Genomic DNA, 18,871 nt, shown 5'->3' with positions numbered 1-18,871 from the left:
GGACTACTCTCTATATACTGCTGAAAATTCCACACAACCATAACATATCACCCTTAGCCGGCGTAACGGTAAACCACATAAAAATTAACCTTTGTTAATGATGGCTGAACTTATTGAAACTTAGAACACTCCGAGGTTATATAGTCAATACAGCTAAACTGAAGTTGTATTTACGCCAGTCACCCATAATATGTGTATAAGCAAAGATTAATTTTCAAGGAGCAAGAAACAATGAAACCCAAATTAACCTTAGTTTCAGCAGCGATATTATCCGCCTCTTTATCGTTAATGCCGGCGTTGTCCCAAGCTGCAATTCCACAAACTGTTAATGGTCAAGCGCTACCTAGCCTCGCTCCCATGCTAGAAAAAACAACTCCCGCTGTCGTCTCTGTTGCAGTCAGCGGCACCCAAACCTCTAAACAACAAATTCCCGATGTGTTTCGATATTTCTTTGGCCCTAACGCCCCCCAAGAACAAGTGCGTGAACGCCCTTTTAGAGGCTTAGGATCAGGGGTCATCATTAACGCCAAAGAGGGTTACATCGTCACGAATAACCACGTTATTAATGGTGCTGATGAAATTAAAATTGGTCTGCATGATGGCCGTGAGATTGACGCAAAACTCATTGGCTCAGATCCTGAATCTGATATTGCGCTATTACAAATAGAAGCGAAAAACCTTACCCAAGTGAAACAAACCAACTCTGATGATATCCGTGTCGGCGATTTTGCTATCGCCATTGGTAACCCATTTGGTTTAGGGCAAACCGTGACTTCAGGTATTGTTAGCGCCTTGGGCCGTAGCGGTTTAGGGATTGAAATGCTGGAGAACTTTATCCAAACTGACGCCGCGATTAATAGTGGTAACTCAGGCGGCGCCTTGGTTAATCTTAACGGTGAGTTAATCGGTATTAATACCGCCATTGTGGCCCCCGGTGGTGGCAACGTCGGTATTGGCTTTGCTATTCCGGCTAATATGGTTAACAACCTAATTAATCAAATTATTGAGCATGGTGAAGTTAAACGTGGCGTGCTTGGCGTTATGGGCCGAGACTTAGATAACGAATTGGCCAAAGCATTTGGTCTAGAAACCCAGCATGGCGGTTTTATTAGTGAAGTCATGCCTGATAGCGCCGCAGACAAAGCAGGTATAGAAGCGGGTGACATCATTGTCAGTGTCAATGGTAAGCAGATTAAAAACTTCCAAGCCTTGCGAGCAAAGGTCGCCACTATGGGCGCTGGTGCTAAAGTTAAAATTGGCATCATTCGCGATGGTGATAATGAAACCATTAATGTCACCCTTGGTGAGTCAAATAGCAGTTCAGGCACCAGTGCTGATGCATTACACCCAATGCTTGAAGGGGCTGAGTTAAGTAATAGCCGTAAAGGTATTGAAATTGCTGAAGTGGCTCAAGGATCGCCAGCCGCCAGAAATGGACTCGAGAAAGGCGATTTAATTGTCGGGCTAAATCGCAGTAAAGTAAAAAGCCTTAAAGACTTAAAAGAGCAGCTAAAGACTCAGCAAGGCGCGGTCGCATTGAAAATATTGCGTGACAATAAGCTGCTTTACTTGGTACTGCGTTAAAGCAGCACCGAATAAACCCTGTTGTTTTACCCAATAAGCATCGTAGCCCTGTTACGATGCTTAATTTTTTTAATCATGATAATATCTTGGGTACTTTTTCATAATTTAGTCAGCCAATGAATTTCAAAGACACAATTTTATATTTGACCAAAGCTGTGGCATTTGGATTAGTCATGGCGGCCGCTTTCATATTTGTTACTTCGATAACCAACAACAGTAATTTCAATAATGGCTTAACCACTACCCAGCACCACAATGACTTATCCTTTGCTAAAGCCGTTCGTCGAGCAGCCCCTGCTGTGGTCAATATTTATAGCCTTAGTTTAGATCAAAATAGCCCATTAAATTCAAGCTCGCTTCAAGGCTTGGGTTCTGGGGTTATCATGAGTAAAGAAGGCTACATTTTAACCAATTACCATGTAATTAAAAAAGCCGATGAAATTGTTATCGCGCTACAAGATGGCCGAAAATTTACCTCAGAAGTTGTCGGTTCAGATCCAGTCACCGATTTAGCGGTCCTTAAAATTGAAGGCGATAATCTACCTATCGTGCCGATCAATTTATCCAAACCTGCACAAGTGGGCGATGTGGTACTTGCCATTGGTAACCCTTACAACTTAGGCCAAACCATTACCCAAGGTATTATCAGTGCAACCGGCCGAAACGGCTTAAGTTCAGGCTATCTTGATTTCTTACAAACCGATGCAGCCATTAATGCCGGTAACTCTGGCGGTGCACTTATCGACACCACTGGCGAACTAATTGGTATTAATACTGCGGCATTTCAAATCGGTGATGAAGGTGGCGGGCACGGTATTAACTTTGCCATCCCAATTAAACTGGCTCACAGCATTATGGGAAAGTTGATTAAAAATGGCCGCGTTATTCGTGGCGCGTTAGGGATTTCAGGCGAGCCGTTAAGCCCTGTTATGGCGCAAATCCTCAACTTACCGGATTTAAAAGGCGTATTGGTCACCGCTGTTGATCCCAAAGGGCCTGCGGCAGATGCGAAACTGCGTCCAAGAGATGTGATTATCGCTTATGCAGAAGAGAGTGTTCCTGGGGTTGAAATGCTGATGGATAGAATTGCTGAAACAGCGCCCGGAGATAGCATCACAATGACCATCATCCGCGAAGGTAAGTCTTATGATGTGCCAGTGATTATTGGTGAGAAGGCTGTCGAACCTTAAGCACAAATTACAACTTAACCATTTAATCATAAAAAAGTCAGCTACCTTAGGTAACTGACTTTTTATTCTTTACTATAAAGCTTTGGCAAACAACTTAAGCAATCTACAGCTTATGCAATACGAACCACTTCACCGCCGATGGCTTTAAACTTCTCTTCGATATGCTCATAGCCACGATCTAAGTGATATATACGATCAACGGTTGTCGTACCGTCAGCCATAAGGCCTGCAATCACTAAACTCGCTGAAGCGCGTAAATCTGTCGCCATCACTTGCGCACCGTTCATGCGCTCAATACCATTAATGATGCAGGTGTTACCCTCTAGCTCCATTTCAGCGCCCATACGGCTTAACTCAGGTACATGCATAAAACGATTTTCAAAAATCGTTTCAGTCACATGACTGGTGCCTTCAGCTAATGCGTTTAACACACAAAATTGCGCTTGCATGTCCGTCGGAAAAGCAGGATATGGCGCAGTTTTAATATTAACCGCTTTAGGGCGCTTGCCTTGCATATCAAGTTCAATCCAATCGTCGCCAGTATTAATCACCGCGCCAGCATCTTCAAGTTTTGCCAGAACTGCTTCTAGGCTTGAAGGATCAGCGCTTAGACAGCGAATTTTTCCGCGCGTCACGGCTGCAGCCACTAAAAATGAGCCGGTTTCGATGCGATCAGGCATCACTCTGTGGTTACAACCAGAGAGTTTCTCAACCCCTTGAATACGCAAGGTTGCGCTGCCAACACCGGTAATTTTTGCGCCCATTGCAATTAAGCAATGTGCTAAATCATTAATTTCAGGTTCGCGAGCGGCATTTTCAATAATGGTTTCACCATCAGCTAAGGTCGCAGCCATCAATAGGTTTTCAGTGGCACCAACGCTGACCATATCCATAAAGATATGCGCGCCTTTTAAGCGGCCATCAACTCTGGCTTTAATATAACCTTCTTTTACCTCAATAGTAGCGCCCATTTGCTCTAGCCCTTGCAAATGCAAGTTCACAGGTCTTGCGCCAATCGCGCAGCCACCAGGCAATGAAACATCAGCGGTACCAAATCGAGCCAGTAACGGCCCTAAAATCAAAATAGAGGCGCGCATGGTTCTAACCAAATCGTATGGCGCACAAAACTCTTTGAGATTAGTGGTTGAGATCCGATATTGGCTATTGCCTAACTCAGTGACATCAGCACCAAGGCAGCGAAGTAATTCACAGGTTGTTTTTACATCGCGAAGGTTAGGTACATTCGAAATATTAAAGTCAGTTTCAGCTAAAACACCAGCAAACAGGATCGGCAAAGCCGCATTCTTGGCACCAGAGATGGTCACATCTCCGGCAAGGGGCTTGCTGGCTTGTATTGTTAATTTATCCACACTAATTCTCTACACTCAGTATTACGCTTACATATTAAATAATTTTTCACGCTTCCACTGAGTCGGCGTAAAAGTCTTGATAGTAAGCGCATGTAACTCACCACTGGCAATATGTTCATTCAGTGGTGCATAAATGGTCTGCTGCTGCTTCACTTTACTCATAGCGTCGAACATTTCGCCAACTGCAACCACTTTGTAGTGGCTACCATCTGAAGTCACATGTACTTCATCTAGGGTTAACGCCTCTGATAAAATCTGCTCAATTACTTTGCAATCCATGAAATGTGCTACCTTAAATTCAATGCTATTGTTCTATGAAAAAGGACTCTAAATCATACAACTCGATAAGTTTTTTTAGATGCTTACTCGGATTAGCCAAGCTCCTTGGCTGAGTGTTGCCCCCATGACAATGACCTAAACATATTAGTTCAAGCAATAAGGCCACGCCTGCACTGTCAACATACTCTAAAGCAGACAAGTCTAACACTTGAGTCGTATCAGTAAACAATTGTTGTTGATTTGGCCACAATTCTCTGACCTCAACCTGAGTTAATTGCCCTTTTAGGTGACAAATATCACCTTGCTGTGAAAATTCAATCACGCAGCATTGCCCTCGTCCTGATCTAAGCGAATATTTTGGTTGGTGCGCTCATAAAGCATGTCGATGACCTTATCGACGCCTTTTTGGCGAATTAAATTGGAAATTTCTGATTGCTTTGACGCCAGTAAACTCACGCCTTCCGCCACCAAATCAAACGCTTTCCAGCTGTCATCTTTTAGACGTCTGGCTTTAAACACCACTTTAATGGGCGGGCGACCATCTTCAATAATTTCGACGCGGACATCGATCATTTTCTCGTTACTAAAATCAGCAGCCGGGAAAAACTGTACTTGCTGACCAGTGTACTCAGTAAAGGCTTGGGCATAGGTAGCCACTAAATAACCTTCAAAAGCATCCACAAACCGCTGACGTTGTTCAGGAGTCGTGTCACGCAGGTATTGCCCCATCACTTTATACGCGGCGTATTTATAATCAACATAGGGCATAAGCTCTTCGCGAACGATAACTTTTAAATAGCTTAAATCATTGTCAATGAGGGCTTTGTCTTTATCAAAACGCGCAAAGGTTTTCTCTGATACTTGCTGCACCAGCTTGAACGGATCATGGGTATCTATGTCATCAGTCGTCAGCTCTGCAGCACCAAGCGGGCTGATGCTTAACCATAAAAAGACACTTAACATAACGCGAATAAACTGCTTCATATACCGCTCCTACTTATCATCCGATGACATGCTATAGATTAACTGACCGATTAAGTCTTCCAGTACTAATGCTGAGCGCGTGTCATAAATTTTATCGCCATCAGCGAGCATCTCAATATCATCATCCATAAAGCCTGGGGTTAACCCCAAAAACTGCTCACCCAATAAACCTGCAGTTAAAATCGATAAGCTGCTGGTCTCTGGAAATTGATCATATTGCTTATCCATAGTGATGCTCACTATCGGTACAAGCTTTTTGGGGTCGAGCTGAATATCAGTTACCCTTCCGACAACCACCCCGCCCACTTTCACTGGCGAGCGTACTTTTAAGCCACCGATATTGCTAAATTCAGCGTGTAAACTGTAAGTTGCCTGATTAGGCTTAAGCTCAACATTGGCCACATTAAATACCAGCACACAAAATGCCACTAAGCCTGACAATAAGAACAATCCAACCAATAACTCTATTTTCCGTGTCAACATACGACTAAACCACTTTAATTAATGAATGCAAAATTTACCCAACTTACCTCTAGCTAACACTCAGCAGTTAACATCAATTGCCGAACATAATCGCTGTCAGTAAAAAATCGAGCGCTAACACTGCTAAACTCGCCTGAACCACAGTGGATGTGGTCGCTCGGCTAATGCCTTCGGGGTTGGGAATGACTTCATAACCACGATATAAAGATATCCAGGTTACCACTACGCCAAAAAGCACACTTTTGATTAAACAATTTACAATATCTTGGCGCCACTCAACCGATGCTTGCAGAATTGACCAAAAAGAGCCGCTATCAATGCCTTTCCATTCAACTCCCACTAAATGACCGCCGATAATGCCAACAAGACAAAACATCATCACTAATAATGGCAGGGTGATAACCCCCGCCCAAAAACGTGGCGCTATGATTTGGTGTAAAGGGTCAACCGCCATCATCTCTAAGCTTGATAACTGCTCGGTTGATTTCATTAAGCCAATTTCAGCGGTTAATGCCGAGCCTGCGCGCCCTGCAAAAAGTAATGCCGCAACCACAGGACCAAGCTCTCTTAATAAGCTCAATGCCACCATGGGCCCTAGGCTTTCGACCGTGCCAAAATCAGCCAGTACCGTATAAGCTTGTAATGCCAGCACCATACCGATGAACAGGCCAGAGACTATGATGATCACCATGGAGCGAACACCCAACACATAAACTTGCTTGGTGATTAAGCCAATATCTTTTTTAACATTCGGCCAACGGGCAATAGCGCCCCATAACATCAGCCCTGCTCGGCCTAGACCTGAAATAAAATCCAAAGCAAAGCGGCCAATATTACTGATAAAGTTAATCACGTCCACTTAACATCTCCTGTTGATAGTCTTCAGCTGGATAATGAAAAGCCACCGGCCCATCGGGTGCTCCATGAATAAATTGCTCAATTTGTGGATTGGTTGAAGCCCGTAATTCAGCAGGCGTGCCTGAAGCGATTACTTTTTTCTCGGCGATAACATAAACATAGTCGGCAATACTCAATACTGCATCCACATCGTGGGACACGACCACCGAAGTCAGCCTCAATGTTTCAGATAATTCGCCAATCAATTTCACCAGCACCGCCATCGAAATAGGATCTTGACCGGCGAAAGGCTCGTCATACAAAATCATTTCAGGCTCAAGTGCTATCGCCCGCGCCAATGCAACTCGGCGCTGCATGCCGCCGGATAACTCATTGGGCATCATCAGAGCGGCGCCCCGCAGCCCCACGGCTTGCAGCTTCATCAACACAATCTTACGAATAATAGTTTCAGCTAACCCTGAGTGCTCACGCAGCGCAAACGCCACATTATCAAACACATTCATATCGGTAAAAAGCGCCCCACTTTGAAACAACATACTCATGCGCTTTCGCTGCTCAAATAATTGTTGCCGCTTCAGTTGGTGAATGTTTTGCCCAGCAAAAAGCACCTCACCACTATCAGGGGTTAATTGACCGCCGATAAGTTTAAGTAAGGTGGTTTTACCTATGCCACTTGGCCCCATAATGGCGGTCACTTTGCCAGTTGGAATGCTGAGACTGATATCATCAAAGATAACCTTAGTCCCTCGGCTAAAGCCCATGTTCTTAACTTCTACAAGGGCTGACCTAGTGGGCTCTAAACTTGGAGTAGACATGTCTATAGAGGAAATAATAGCCTTCCTAGAGAACGAGATGTAGAGCTGAAGTGTACGAAATTGTGTAAGAACCTACAACAAATCAATCACCATGCGTTACAATCCCTAACAATTTTCGCAATAGCGATGATTTTTGTTAATATCTGACAAAAATATCGCCATAACTCAAATAATTGGAACAAGATGCTTTTTAATATCATGATGCTCATCGTCGGATTGGGCGCATTAGTTTGGAGCGCAGATCGCTTTGTTTACGGAGCTGCCGCCTTTGCTAGAAACTTAGGCCTGCCACCAATGTTAATCGGTTTAACCATTGTGGCCATGGGCAGCTCAGCGCCAGAAATGCTGGTTGCTGCCACCGCATCAATGGAAGGCATGAGCGATACTGCAATTGGTAACGTGCTCGGCTCAAACGTGGCTAACATCACCTTGATATTAGGGGTTACCGCATTGTTTGGGGCTATTTCAGTTCGCTCAGAAACCTTAAAGCGTGAAATTCCAATCATGATTGCGGCAACCGTATTAGCTGGCTACCTTATTCACGACGGCATGCTCACCCGTGTTGAAGGTGGGGTATTATTAATCGCATTTTTCGCCTTGATGGGCTATTTCATTTGGAGCGCGATGCGAAATAAGAAAAAAGATGTCCTAGCTGATGAGTCTGACGCAGAGATCCCTAAAAATGTACCCACATTACATGCTATTATCTGGATCATTGTTGGTATGGTGTTATTGCCACTCTCGGCAGACTGGATGGTGACGGGCGCGGTAGGCATTGCCAAGACATTTGGCTTGTCAGATCTGGTCATCGGCTTGACCATTATTGCCATTGGCACCAGTTTACCGGAACTAGCAGCATGCATCGCTGGCGTCCTAAAAAAAGAAGACGACCTCGCGATTGGTAATATTGTTGGCTCAAACATTTTTAATATTTTAGCAGTGCTGGCCATTCCAGGGCTGATTGCCCCAGGTGAAATCGACATAAATGCAAGCGGTCGAGATTTTTACATGGTACTAGCAACCAGCACCGCATTAGCAGTACTGGTATTATCGAGTGGCGCTAAAAAGCAGCTTACTCGCTGGCATGGAGCCCTTTTATTAATCGTCTTTATTGCGTACCAAGTTGTCTTATTTCAATCACAATAATGGGGCATAAAGATGTGTGACTCACCAAAGCGTAACCCGAAATCGCTTTGGACAATAGAGAGATACATATGACAGAACAAACACAATTGCGCCAATGGGGTCGTCAAGTCATTGATATTGAAAAGGCAGCATTAGATAACCTTTATCAATATGTAGACTCAGACGAGTTTGGCCAAGCCTGTGAACTCATTTTAGAATGTAAAGGCAAAGTCATTGTCATGGGCATGGGCAAATCTGGCCACATTGGCAATAAGATTTCTGCCACACTCGCCAGCACAGGCACGCCTGCATTTTTTGTTCACCCTGGCGAAGCAAGCCATGGCGACTTAGGCGCTCTGGCAAAAAATGATATTATTTTAGCCATATCAAATTCTGGTGAAGCCAGTGAAATTCTCACCTTAATGCCCGTTATACAGCGCATGGGGGTCCCGGTAATCGCGATTACGGGTAAACCAGAATCCAATATGGCCAAGCTATCTAAACTGCATTTATGTATTGAAGTGCCTGAAGAGGCCTGCCCATTAGGGCTAGCACCAACATCAAGCACTACCGCAACCTTGGTGATGGGTGACGCCTTGGCCGTAGCATTATTGCAAGCGAAAGGCTTTACCCGTGATGATTTCGCCCTATCCCACCCTGGTGGATCTTTAGGTCGTAAACTATTACTTAAAGTCAGCGATGTAATGCACAAAGGCGCTGATATTCCACAGGTGAAAAGTGAGCTCTGCATTACTGAAACCCTATATGAGATCTCAAATAAAGGTTTAGGTATGACTGCAGTGATCGATAATGCAGACAAGCTAGTCGGGATCTTTACTGACGGTGATTTACGCCGCGTCATCGATGCTGAAGTGAACCTGCGTACTACCGCTATTGCCGATGTAATGACAACCAACTGCATTACCATCAGCCCAGGTATTTTAGCCGCGCAAGCATTACAGATTATGGAAGAAAAAAGTATTAACGGTTTAATTGTCGTAGACGAGAACCAACGCCCAGTCGGCGCACTTAACATGCTCGATATGGTTAAAGCTGGAGTCATTTAACATGTCATTACACGAAACACTGCACCAAGGTTTTTACGGCCCAATCTCTGATGATGTTTGGCAAAAAGCCAAAAAAATTAAGCTGCTTATTTGCGATGTCGATGGGGTATTTTCCGATGGCCGTATTTATTTAAGTAATGCAGGGGAAGAGTTAAAAGCATTTCATACCCGTGATGGTTATGGCATTCGCTCTATTTTAACCAGTAATATTCATGTTGCTGTGATAACCGGGCGTAAATCTGCCATTGTGGAAAATAGAATGACCGCTTTAGGTGTCACTCATATTTATCAAGGTGTTGATGATAAACTAGTGCCTTACCAAAGCCTGTTAGATACCTATGGCGTTAGCCCAGATGAAGTCGCCTATATTGGTGATGACATGGTTGACTTACCTGTGATGAAACAGGTTGGCCTTGCAGTTTGTGTGGCTGATGGCCATCCTTATGTTAAACAACATTGCCATATGACCACCACCATTAACGGCGGAAATGGCGCATTACGTGAACTCACCGATTTGCTATTACTTAGCCAAGATAAGTTTGAAAATGCCCACGGAATGAGTATATGAGCCGAGTGACCTTCGCTATTATCGGATTTTTTGGCGCAGCCTTAGTCCTTTATTGGCAAGTACAAGTTAAACGTAGTCAGATGGAGGCAAGTAAATTGCCTGCCCCTGCTCGCCCTGATTTTATCGCCAATGACTTACGCACCACTGAATTTAATGAGCAAGGTTTAGTGCAAAGCCGAGTCTCAGCGAAATACATGGAGCACTTTCAGCAAAGTAATGAAACCATGTTTACTGAGCCTGTCTACCTTATTTATCCTGAAAATGGTGAAGCCGAATGGCAATTAAGCGCAGATTTAGGCAAGCTGAATAATGAAACAGGCAAAGTAGTTTTAGAAAATAATGTTATTATTGATGCAATAAACATCGACGAGCCATTACAATCTTTGACAACCACCATGTTGGCACTCGATATGAACACCATGATTTTGACCTCAGATAGACAAATTTTTGTTACTGGGTCAGATTTTAATATACAAGGTTTAGGCCTGTATGCTGATTTAAATGCTCAAGAACTTGAACTTTTAAGTCAAGTAGAAGGAACGTATGAAGCAAAGTAAACTTTTGATTGCCTCACTACTCAGTGTAGTCAGTATTGCCAGCGCCTATGCAAAAGAAGGCGATTTACAGCAAGAGCTTAAAGTCGCAGCTGTGAGCCAAAAAGCTGACATAAAAAACAATCAGGTCATCTTCTATGGCCCAGTTAATGTGACTCAAGGGTCGATTAACATTAATGCCGACGAATTACGCGCATTTGGCACCGAAAGCGGCACCCAAAAAACCATGGTTGCCACAGGTAACCCTGCGACATTTTCCCAAGAGTTAGATGATGGCCGTATTGGTACTGCCAGTGCCGATGAAATTAAATATGAGCTTGCCACTAGCATTTTAACCTTAACGGGTAATGCTAAATTGGACCAAGCTGGCAGCCAGGTTACTGGTAACCTAATTAGCTACAACATTGAAAAGCAGCAGTTAATTGCTGAAAGCACCGGTACTGGTGAAGATCGGGTTATCACTATTTTTCAACCAGAAAGTCACCCAGACTTGATTGATTCTGAAAAGAAAAAAGATGAGCAACCACATTTACCAGACAGCGCTAAACCCGGTGATGACACGCCACCAGCTATAATTGAAAACAACAATTTATCTGCTGTAGAGGCTGTGAACTCAACTGAAACACCCGAAGTAACTGAATCACTTAACGCTGAGGCGCAGGCGACATTGTCAGCCCCAGCAGCTGAGCAAAATGACTAATGACCCAAATTACGTTAACCGCTGAAAATCTCGCTAAGAGTTATAAAAGTCGCCAGGTAGTAAAAGATGTCAGCCTGACGGTAAAAACCGGCCAAATTGTTGGCTTACTTGGCCCTAATGGCGCGGGTAAAACCACCACCTTTTATATGGTCGTAGGCCTAGTCAAAAGTGATAAGGGCCGCATTCTGATCGATGAAGATGATTTAACCGCAGATCCAATGCATTTGCGCGCCCGAAAAGGCATTGGCTACTTACCTCAAGAAGCCAGTATTTTTCGTAAGCTCACAGTACACGATAATATAATGGCAGTGCTTCAAACTCGCAAAAGCTTATCAAATGAGCAGCGCATTGAAGAACTGGAACATTTATTAGAAGAATTTAACATAACTCATATCCGTGATAGCCAAGGTATGGCGTTATCGGGAGGCGAGCGTCGCCGAGTTGAAATTGCACGCGCATTAGCGGCAAATCCTAAGTTTATTTTATTAGATGAACCTTTTGCAGGGGTAGATCCTATCTCAGTAATCGACATCAAGAAAATTATTCAACAACTTAAAAGCCGTGGTTTAGGGGTGCTAATTACCGACCATAATGTCCGTGAAACACTTGATGTGTGTGAGCGAGCATATATTGTGAGTCACGGAAACTTGATTGCTGAAGGAACACCTGCTGAGATCTTAGTCAATCAGCAAGTTAGGTCGGTATACTTAGGTGAACAATTCAAGCTATAGTTAGCACTATTCAGTTTTTAGTATGGCATTCGCGGCCAACAACAAACCTTAATCTAGTCTATTTTTCTAGGATCATAAACTAGCGCCCACACTGTTCGTCGCGATGATGTAATTCAATTAGGGACAAGCGGTACATGAAAGCCTCACTCCAACTCAAAATGGGTCAACACTTAACCATGACCCCACAGTTGCAACAAGCGATTCGCTTATTGCAACTTTCCTCATTGGAGCTACAGCAAGAAATTCAACAAGCACTTGATTCAAACCCGCTATTAGAGCTTGAAGACGAATTCACTAAAGCCAAAGAGCCCGTAAAAGAAAACGCCCTGCAAACTGACACCGATTTTAGTGATAATAGCCAAGTCACCATAGAAAAAGACACCTCAACGGTTGATACCACTGAATCGCTCACTAAAGATTCTATGCCTGAAGAACTCCCTATGGATACCACATGGGATGAGGTGTATACCGCCTCGCCGACTTCTGGCTCTGGCGCAGTATCGAGCGGTAATGATATGCCGTTTCAAGGCGAAACCAGTGAAGGCTTGTATGAGCATCTTGAATGGCAAAAAAACCTCACTCCCTTTTCTGAAAATGACTTGGTGATTGCAACCGCCATTATTGATGCCATTGATGAGCGCGGTTACCTCACCCAGAGCGTTGAAGACATTTTGCAATCCTTAGGCACTGACGATATCGAACTCGATGAAGTTGAAGCTGTACTTAAACGGGTACAACACTTCGATCCCGTCGGCATTGCAGCGCGAGATTTAAGTGAGTGTCTATTAATTCAATTAGGCCAATACCCTAATGAAATTCCTTGCATAGATAATGTTAAGTTACTGATTAAAGATCATCTTGATTTAATCGCCGGTCGTGACTTTAGGTTACTGATGCGTAAAACCAAGCTTAAAGAAGATGATTTACGTGAAGCCATTGAATTTATTCAAACGCTCAATCCACGTCCAGGCTTGCAAATTACCCCCATTAAAGATGAGTACGTCATTCCTGATGTTACTGTACTTAAAAAGAATGGTCGCTGGGTGGTCGAGCTAAATCCCGATAACATGCCTAAAATTGGCGTTAATCAGCAATATGCAGCTATGGCCAAAGGCGGTTCAAGCCAAGCTGACAGCCAATTTATTCGTGGTCATTTACAAGAAGCCAAATGGTTTATCAAAAGCATCGATAGCCGTAATGAAACCTTACTAAAAGTGGCTAACTGTATCGTACAATTTCAGCAAGGTTTCTTTGAGTTCGGTGAAGAAGCCATGAAGCCGATGGTGCTCAATGATATTGCTGAAGCGGTTGAAATGCACGAGTCGACCATTTCACGGGTCACGACCCAAAAATACATGCATACCCCCCGTGGACTTTTTGAACTAAAATATTTTTTCTCAAGCCATGTAAGTACCGATGATGGTGGAGAATGCTCTTCTACAGCAATTCGCGCATTTATTAAAAAGCTCGTAGCTGCAGAAAACCCGAAAAAGCCTCTTAGTGATAGTAAAATGGCGACACTATTGGCTGAACAAGGGATTAACGTTGCTCGACGTACGATAGCCAAATATCGAGAGGCAATGCTCATCCCTCCCTCAAACCAACGCAAAAGCTTATAACTTTTGTTATTGGAGGATGACCTATGCAAATTAACCTGACTGGAAACCATATTGAAATAACTCAATCTTTACGGGAATACGTGCAAACAAAATTTTCAAAGCTTGAACGACACTTCGAACAGATCAATAATGTTCACGTTGTGCTCGATGTTCAAAAGCTACAACAGATTGCCGAAGCCAAACTGCACCTAAAAGGCGGTGAAGTGTTTGCTGTATCGCGTAACGCTGATATGTATGTGGCAATAGACGCCCTGATAGATAAGCTAGACCGTCAGGTAATTAAACATAAAGAGAAACTCACTAAGCATTAACGATGGAACTTCGTACCATCCTGCAGCCGGCGTGCACTACCTGTGCCACTCCGGGCAGTAAGAAAAAGGTACTGGAATTAATCAGCAATTTAATGGCTGCCCAGTACCCAACCCTTTCTTCACAGGCTATTTTTGAAAGTCTAATAGCGCGTGAAAAAATGGGCAGTACAGGTATAGGAAATGGCATAGCAATTCCACATGGGCGCTTAGATAATATCGAAGAACCCATTGCTATTTTAATCAAATGCGAAGAGCCAATCGCCTTTGATGCCATAGACAAGCAACCTGTAGATATTTTATTTGCGCTTCTTGTACCTGCAGATCAGTGCCAGCAACACCTAAGCACATTATCTAGCATGGCAGAGAAACTCAGTGATAAATTGATACTTAAACGACTTCGAAAGAGTCATGACGCTACAGAACTTTATCAGGTTATTACTGCATGAAACTTGTCATCGTATCGGGACGTTCAGGTTCAGGAAAATCAGTCGCACTGAGAGTGCTTGAAGATTTAGGTTATTACTGTGTTGATAACCTGCCACTGCCACTGATTGGCAGCCTGCTTGAACAGCTTAAAGATAGTAACGAGCTTGTCGCCATTAGCGTCGATGTGCGTAATATCGAAGAGCAAGGCAAAGTACTCAAAGAGCAAATTGCTTTACTGTCTGACGATACCAGCATTACCAGTTTCTTTTTAAACGCCAACGATAAAGTGTTACTGAAGCGTTTTAGTGAGACCCGCCGATTACACCCACTGTCTAAGAATCAAATTTCGTTACAAGAAGCCATTAAGCTTGAGGGGCGGTTACTCGAACCCATAGCCAAAATGGTTGATCACTATATCGACACCTCGCAAACTAATATCTACGAATTGAGCGATCATGTTCGGCAAATCTTGCTAGGCAGTTTTGATAAAGAATTAGTGGTACATTTTGAGTCATTTGGCTTTAAGCATGGCATGCCGGCTGAAGCAGACTTTATGTTTGATGTGCGCTTTTTACCGAATCCGCACTGGGAGCTTGAGTTAAGGCCCTACACAGGCCTAGATGCGCCCGTGCAAGAGTTCTTAGAGCGACAGCCTTTGGTGAATAAGTTTATCTGGCAAATTGAAAACCTTTTTGACACTTGGATGCCACATTTAGAGCGTAATAACCGCAGTTACCTGACCATTGCCATTGGTTGTACTGGCGGTCAGCACCGTTCGGTTTATATTGCCGATCAGCTCGCTAAACGTTTCAACAACTCTAAGCACAAAGTCAGCGCCCGCCATAGAGAGCTTGGCATTGAATAAGCTAACCACAACGCCAGCCAAAACGGTGGCCTATTCAAAGCAAATTACCATCAGTAACAAGCTAGGCTTGCATGCGCGAGCGGCGACTAAATTGGCAATTTTAGCTACCGAGTTTGACGCAACTATCACCCTTATCCAAGGTGAGAAACAAGCCAGTGCTGCCAGTGTATTGGGGTTATTAATGTTAGAAAGTGGCATTGGTAAAATCATTACTGTTGAAGCTCAAGGCCGTGATGCAGAAAAAGCCCTTGAGGCCGTATGCAAGTTAATCAACGATAAATTTGACGAAGAAAGCTAACCGCCTGCGCCCAGTAACATCTCCAAGGAAACACAGCGACTCACCTTTACCATTATTTTATTAGCTATACTCAACACACCACCAAGCAGTATTAGCGTATTTATGAATTGCGCATCAAGCCATCAGATATTAGAAATTTCTTCATTCTTTCCGGTGAGTTAAGTTAACATTTCATCATCGTCTTTTCAGGAGTAGCCAATGGGTATTGAAGTCATCGACAGCGAACTGACCGAACAACGTCTTAATCAGCTTACACAAGCATTAGGTAGCGGTATGTTTGTTCATGTCAGAAATATGCTTCATGACATGGCCGCCTCCGATGTCGCATTAATTCTTGAATCATCACCGCCGAAAACTCGTCAAGTGTTATGGCAACTGATTGATCATGAGCAAGCGGGTGAAATCCTAGAAGAACTCGGTGAAGAGTTAAAAGATTCACTCATCAGCGCTATGACCCCAGAAAAAGTAGCCCAAGCCACCTCAGGGATGGATACCGATGACTTGGCTTACATCTTAAGAAGTTTGCCAGATGCTGTTTATAAAAAAGTACTGCAATCCATGAGCAGTCAAGACCGCCATCGCGTCGAACAAGCACTGTCATACCCTGATGACACCGCTGGCAGTATCATGAATACTGATACGGTCACTTTGCGTCCTGACGTTAATATTGATGTGGTATTACGCTATTTGCGCCAGCGCGGCAACTTACCCGATACCACAGATACCTTATATGTGGTTGATCGCAACGATCATGTGCTTGGTGGGGTGCGCCTTGCCGATCTACTCACTTGTGATCCTAATTCAACCATTCGCAGCATCATGGATCCTGAATTAGAAAGCATCCCTGTGGACATGCCTGATAATGAAGTGGCGCAATTATTTGAACGCCATGACTGGATTTCGGCCCCAGTGGTAGATGAAGCGCAAAAATTATTAGGCCGTATTACCATTGATGATGTGGTCGATGTTATTCGTGAAGACGCCGAACACTCAATGATGGGGATGGCGGGTATGGATGACGATGAAGATACCTTTGGCCCCGTAATGAAAAGCACCTTCAGACGCTCGCTATGGCTTACCATTAACTTGTTTGCCGCCTTACTTGCTGCATCAGTAAGTAATATGTTTGAAGGCACGTTAGAGCAATTTGCCACCATCGCGATTTTAATGACTATTGTCCCTAGTATGGGCGGTGTGGCAGGCAATCAAACCTTAGCTCTGGTTATTCGTGGTATCGCCTTGGGTCATATTGGCCAAAGTAACTCCCGTTGGCTTATCGGTAAAGAATTAGCCATTGGTTTTCTTAATGGCCTCATGTGGTCGGTACTGGTCTTCTTTGCAGTGTGGCTATGGAAAGGTGATATGGCACTGGGCGGTCTCATTGGCGGCGCGATGCTCATTAACATGACCGTTGCCGGACTAGCGGGGGCCAGTATTCCGCTCATACTTAAAAAACTCAATATCGATCCGGCATTGGCTGGCGGTATGGTACTAACCACAGTCACCGATGTGATTGGCTTATTCGCCTTTTTAGGCTTAGCGACCATTTTCTTAATGTAGCGCCGTAAAACCCCCTCTTTCATCAGCATAAAAAGCGGCATTTATTGCCGCTTTTTTGTGCCTTAAAACCATAGAGTTTTAATGGTTACTTTTGTTTACCAATTAAAACCGATTCGCACCAAAATAGTACTTTTGCACCAAGATGTTTCACGCTCACTTTTTAGAGCTAACACTTTAAAAAAATAAGTCACTGTAATAAAAGGGTAAAATATTTATTTCATAATTGGCACAAGTATTCCATTGAGTTACGTATCACTAAAGAGGTAGCTTTTAATTTGACCAATTTAGTGGAGAAATTTAAGCCTTATAAATTTGAATATCAGCAGGAGTCGATGATGAAATTATTACACACATGTTTGAATCTTTGTCGTAATCAGTGCCACTTTTATAAGCATGTAGGCTGTAGCCTATGGGAAGTAGAATAGTCTTATCGTTAAGCCGACGAAGTTAATCGCTTTTAAATGCTTGGAGCTAATATGTCAGCACAAACAAAGTTTTATCCCGAGAGCTTTCAGCAGCAAGTGATCGCTGAAGTGAAGCAACATAATCGATTAATTTCTGATGTTGCTAAGCAATACTGCATCTCAGCAAAAACGGTTTACCAATGGGTTAAAAATAAAGAAACCGCGATGACATCAAAAACTAATGCCGAGGGCGTGACCACTCGCAAGCGTACACAAGCTAAACAGAAAAGCGCTTTAGTGTCAGAGATAGCTCACTTACAACTTAAGTTATCTCAGCTGAATCAGCAGCTGTTATCGATTAATAGCAATTAGTGGGGATTAACACAGTTCCGACAAACTTGATTGAATTAAACGCTGCCCCCATCGGCAATTAATTAGCGACAAATCTATTGTAAAATATAGAGCTGTTCACCCTCAGGTTTGTCAATTTTATTACATAAAAAGCTGATATAAAGCAGCTATGTAAGCTAAAAACCTGCAACAGGGACTAACAATAATAATAGGTCGCAGGAATGCCAAAAGGCAGTGTAAGGCCGGTGCTAATGAAAGGATGTCATTGGTGCCCGTGAATACGAAACGAATGGATTTTAAGACTGTTCCGGCAGGTTTGATTCGATAAGCGCACCACCCCAAGTGCACTTATTAAGAAGCTAATATTCCGACTATAAAGGCTTTTAAACAATCAAGCTTGTCAATTTTATTCAAGCTCAGTGACTGCATTCCCCCCATGATTGCAGTATCACTGAATTGAAACCTGCAACAGGGACTAACAATAATAATAGGTCGCAGGAATGCCAAAAGGCAGTGTAAGGCCGGTGCTAATGAAAGGATGTCATTAGTGCCAGTAAAGACAAAACGAATTGATTTTATAACGGTTCCGGCAGGTTTGATTCGATAAGCGCACCACCCCAAGTGCACTTATTAAGAAGCTAATATTCCGACGATAAAGGCTTTTAAACAATCAAGCTTGTCAATTTTATTCAAGCTCAGTGACTGCATTCCCCCCATGATTGCAGTATC

22 protein-coding genes are annotated in these 18,871 nt (G+C 43.5%); 15 read left to right on the top strand and 7 right to left on the bottom strand.

The annotated features are described in order from the left end of the window. Positions 1-231 precede the first annotated feature (231 nt). The gene (locus tag Q4546_RS14485) at positions 232-1,584 is read left to right on the top strand and encodes a DegQ family serine endoprotease (RefSeq protein WP_102440110.1); all 1,353 of its coding nucleotides are present in this window, start codon (positions 232-234) and stop codon (positions 1,582-1,584) included. Positions 1,585-1,700: 116 nt separating this feature from the next. Continuing rightward, on the top strand, positions 1,701-2,774 hold the full coding sequence (degS, locus tag Q4546_RS14480) for an outer membrane-stress sensor serine endopeptidase DegS (protein WP_102440109.1): 1,074 nt from the start codon (positions 1,701-1,703) through the stop codon (positions 2,772-2,774). Positions 2,775-2,884: 110 nt separating this feature from the next. Here degS and murA read toward each other — a convergent pair whose 3' ends face one another. From murA to Q4546_RS14445, 7 genes are all read right to left on the bottom strand, one after another. Then, the gene (murA, locus tag Q4546_RS14475) at positions 2,885-4,144 is read right to left on the bottom strand and encodes a UDP-N-acetylglucosamine 1-carboxyvinyltransferase (RefSeq protein WP_102440108.1); all 1,260 of its coding nucleotides are present in this window, start codon (positions 4,142-4,144) and stop codon (positions 2,885-2,887) included. A gap of 27 nt (positions 4,145-4,171) precedes the next feature. Continuing rightward, positions 4,172-4,423, bottom strand: coding sequence for a BolA family protein (locus tag Q4546_RS14470; RefSeq protein ID WP_076539160.1), 252 nt, complete (start codon positions 4,421-4,423; stop codon positions 4,172-4,174). Between the two features lie 25 nt (positions 4,424-4,448). Next, positions 4,449-4,745 carry a lipid asymmetry maintenance protein MlaB gene (locus tag Q4546_RS14465; RefSeq protein WP_303446481.1) on the bottom strand — a complete coding sequence of 99 codons (297 nt, stop codon included), beginning with the start codon at positions 4,743-4,745 and terminating at the stop codon, positions 4,449-4,451. Then, positions 4,742-5,386, bottom strand: coding sequence for a phospholipid-binding protein MlaC (locus Q4546_RS14460; protein WP_303446489.1), 645 nt, complete (start codon positions 5,384-5,386; stop codon positions 4,742-4,744). Before Q4546_RS14460 ends, Q4546_RS14465 begins: the two co-directional genes overlap by 4 nt. 30 nt (positions 5,387-5,416) lie before the next feature. Further along, a complete protein-coding gene (gene mlaD, locus Q4546_RS14455; RefSeq protein ID WP_102440106.1) occupies positions 5,417-5,890 on the bottom strand; it encodes an outer membrane lipid asymmetry maintenance protein MlaD in 474 nt (157 codons plus the stop codon). Between the two features lie 73 nt (positions 5,891-5,963). Then, the gene (mlaE, locus tag Q4546_RS14450) at positions 5,964-6,749 is read right to left on the bottom strand and encodes a lipid asymmetry maintenance ABC transporter permease subunit MlaE (RefSeq protein WP_102440105.1); all 786 of its coding nucleotides are present in this window, start codon (positions 6,747-6,749) and stop codon (positions 5,964-5,966) included. Next, the gene (locus Q4546_RS14445; RefSeq protein ID WP_102440104.1) at positions 6,736-7,563 is read right to left on the bottom strand and encodes an ATP-binding cassette domain-containing protein; all 828 of its coding nucleotides are present in this window, start codon (positions 7,561-7,563) and stop codon (positions 6,736-6,738) included. Before Q4546_RS14445 ends, mlaE begins: the two co-directional genes overlap by 14 nt. 183 nt (positions 7,564-7,746) lie before the next feature. Between Q4546_RS14445 and Q4546_RS14440 the strand changes: the two genes are divergently transcribed. The 13 genes from Q4546_RS14440 (at position 7,747) to Q4546_RS14380 (ending at position 18,163) form a co-directional block, all read left to right on the top strand. Further along, the gene (locus tag Q4546_RS14440; RefSeq protein ID WP_102440103.1) at positions 7,747-8,709 is read left to right on the top strand and encodes a calcium/sodium antiporter; all 963 of its coding nucleotides are present in this window, start codon (positions 7,747-7,749) and stop codon (positions 8,707-8,709) included. Between the two features lie 68 nt (positions 8,710-8,777). Beyond that, a complete protein-coding gene (locus Q4546_RS14435; protein WP_076539174.1) occupies positions 8,778-9,755 on the top strand; it encodes a KpsF/GutQ family sugar-phosphate isomerase in 978 nt (325 codons plus the stop codon). A gap of 1 nt (position 9,756) precedes the next feature. Beyond that, a complete protein-coding gene (kdsC, locus tag Q4546_RS14430; RefSeq protein WP_076539176.1) occupies positions 9,757-10,323 on the top strand; it encodes a 3-deoxy-manno-octulosonate-8-phosphatase KdsC in 567 nt (188 codons plus the stop codon). After that, complete coding sequence (gene lptC / locus Q4546_RS14425) at positions 10,320-10,880, top strand: LPS export ABC transporter periplasmic protein LptC (protein ID WP_303413838.1); 561 nt, start codon at positions 10,320-10,322, stop codon at positions 10,878-10,880. Before kdsC ends, lptC begins: the two co-directional genes overlap by 4 nt. After that, positions 10,867-11,577 carry a lipopolysaccharide transport periplasmic protein LptA gene (gene lptA, locus Q4546_RS14420; RefSeq protein WP_102440100.1) on the top strand — a complete coding sequence of 237 codons (711 nt, stop codon included), beginning with the start codon at positions 10,867-10,869 and terminating at the stop codon, positions 11,575-11,577. The genes lptC and lptA overlap by 14 nt, the downstream gene beginning before the upstream one ends. Beyond that, complete coding sequence (gene lptB / locus Q4546_RS14415; protein ID WP_076539182.1) at positions 11,577-12,308, top strand: LPS export ABC transporter ATP-binding protein; 732 nt, start codon at positions 11,577-11,579, stop codon at positions 12,306-12,308. The genes lptA and lptB overlap by 1 nt, the downstream gene beginning before the upstream one ends. A gap of 134 nt (positions 12,309-12,442) precedes the next feature. Beyond that, positions 12,443-13,927 (top strand): RNA polymerase factor sigma-54, encoded by a 1,485-nt coding sequence (locus Q4546_RS14410; RefSeq protein WP_102440099.1) that lies wholly within the window; start codon positions 12,443-12,445, stop codon positions 13,925-13,927. 23 nt (positions 13,928-13,950) lie between these two features. Beyond that, positions 13,951-14,238 carry a ribosome hibernation promoting factor gene (hpf, locus tag Q4546_RS14405; protein WP_076539186.1) on the top strand — a complete coding sequence of 96 codons (288 nt, stop codon included), beginning with the start codon at positions 13,951-13,953 and terminating at the stop codon, positions 14,236-14,238. Positions 14,239-14,240: 2 nt separating this feature from the next. Beyond that, on the top strand, positions 14,241-14,684 hold the full coding sequence (gene ptsN, locus Q4546_RS14400) for a PTS IIA-like nitrogen regulatory protein PtsN (RefSeq protein ID WP_102440098.1): 444 nt from the start codon (positions 14,241-14,243) through the stop codon (positions 14,682-14,684). After that, on the top strand, positions 14,681-15,529 hold the full coding sequence (gene rapZ / locus Q4546_RS14395) for an RNase adapter RapZ (protein ID WP_303446480.1): 849 nt from the start codon (positions 14,681-14,683) through the stop codon (positions 15,527-15,529). The genes ptsN and rapZ overlap by 4 nt, the downstream gene beginning before the upstream one ends. A gap of 25 nt (positions 15,530-15,554) precedes the next feature. Next, positions 15,555-15,827: an HPr family phosphocarrier protein gene (locus Q4546_RS14390; RefSeq protein WP_102440123.1), complete on the top strand. Its 273-nt coding sequence runs from the start codon at positions 15,555-15,557 to the stop codon at positions 15,825-15,827. A gap of 198 nt (positions 15,828-16,025) precedes the next feature. After that, positions 16,026-17,387, top strand: a complete 1,362-nt coding sequence (mgtE, locus tag Q4546_RS14385; protein ID WP_102440096.1) for a magnesium transporter — start codon at positions 16,026-16,028, stop codon at positions 17,385-17,387. Between the two features lie 476 nt (positions 17,388-17,863). After that, the gene (locus Q4546_RS14380) at positions 17,864-18,163 is read left to right on the top strand and encodes a transposase (protein WP_102440095.1); all 300 of its coding nucleotides are present in this window, start codon (positions 17,864-17,866) and stop codon (positions 18,161-18,163) included. Positions 18,164-18,871 lie beyond the last annotated feature (708 nt).

Source organism: Shewanella sp. 4_MG-2023 (assembly GCF_030548015.1).
In the GTDB taxonomy this organism is placed as follows: domain Bacteria; phylum Pseudomonadota; class Gammaproteobacteria; order Enterobacterales; family Shewanellaceae; genus Shewanella.
Note: the sequence above shows the minus strand (reverse complement) of the source record. Positions and strands in the feature narration are given on the sequence as shown.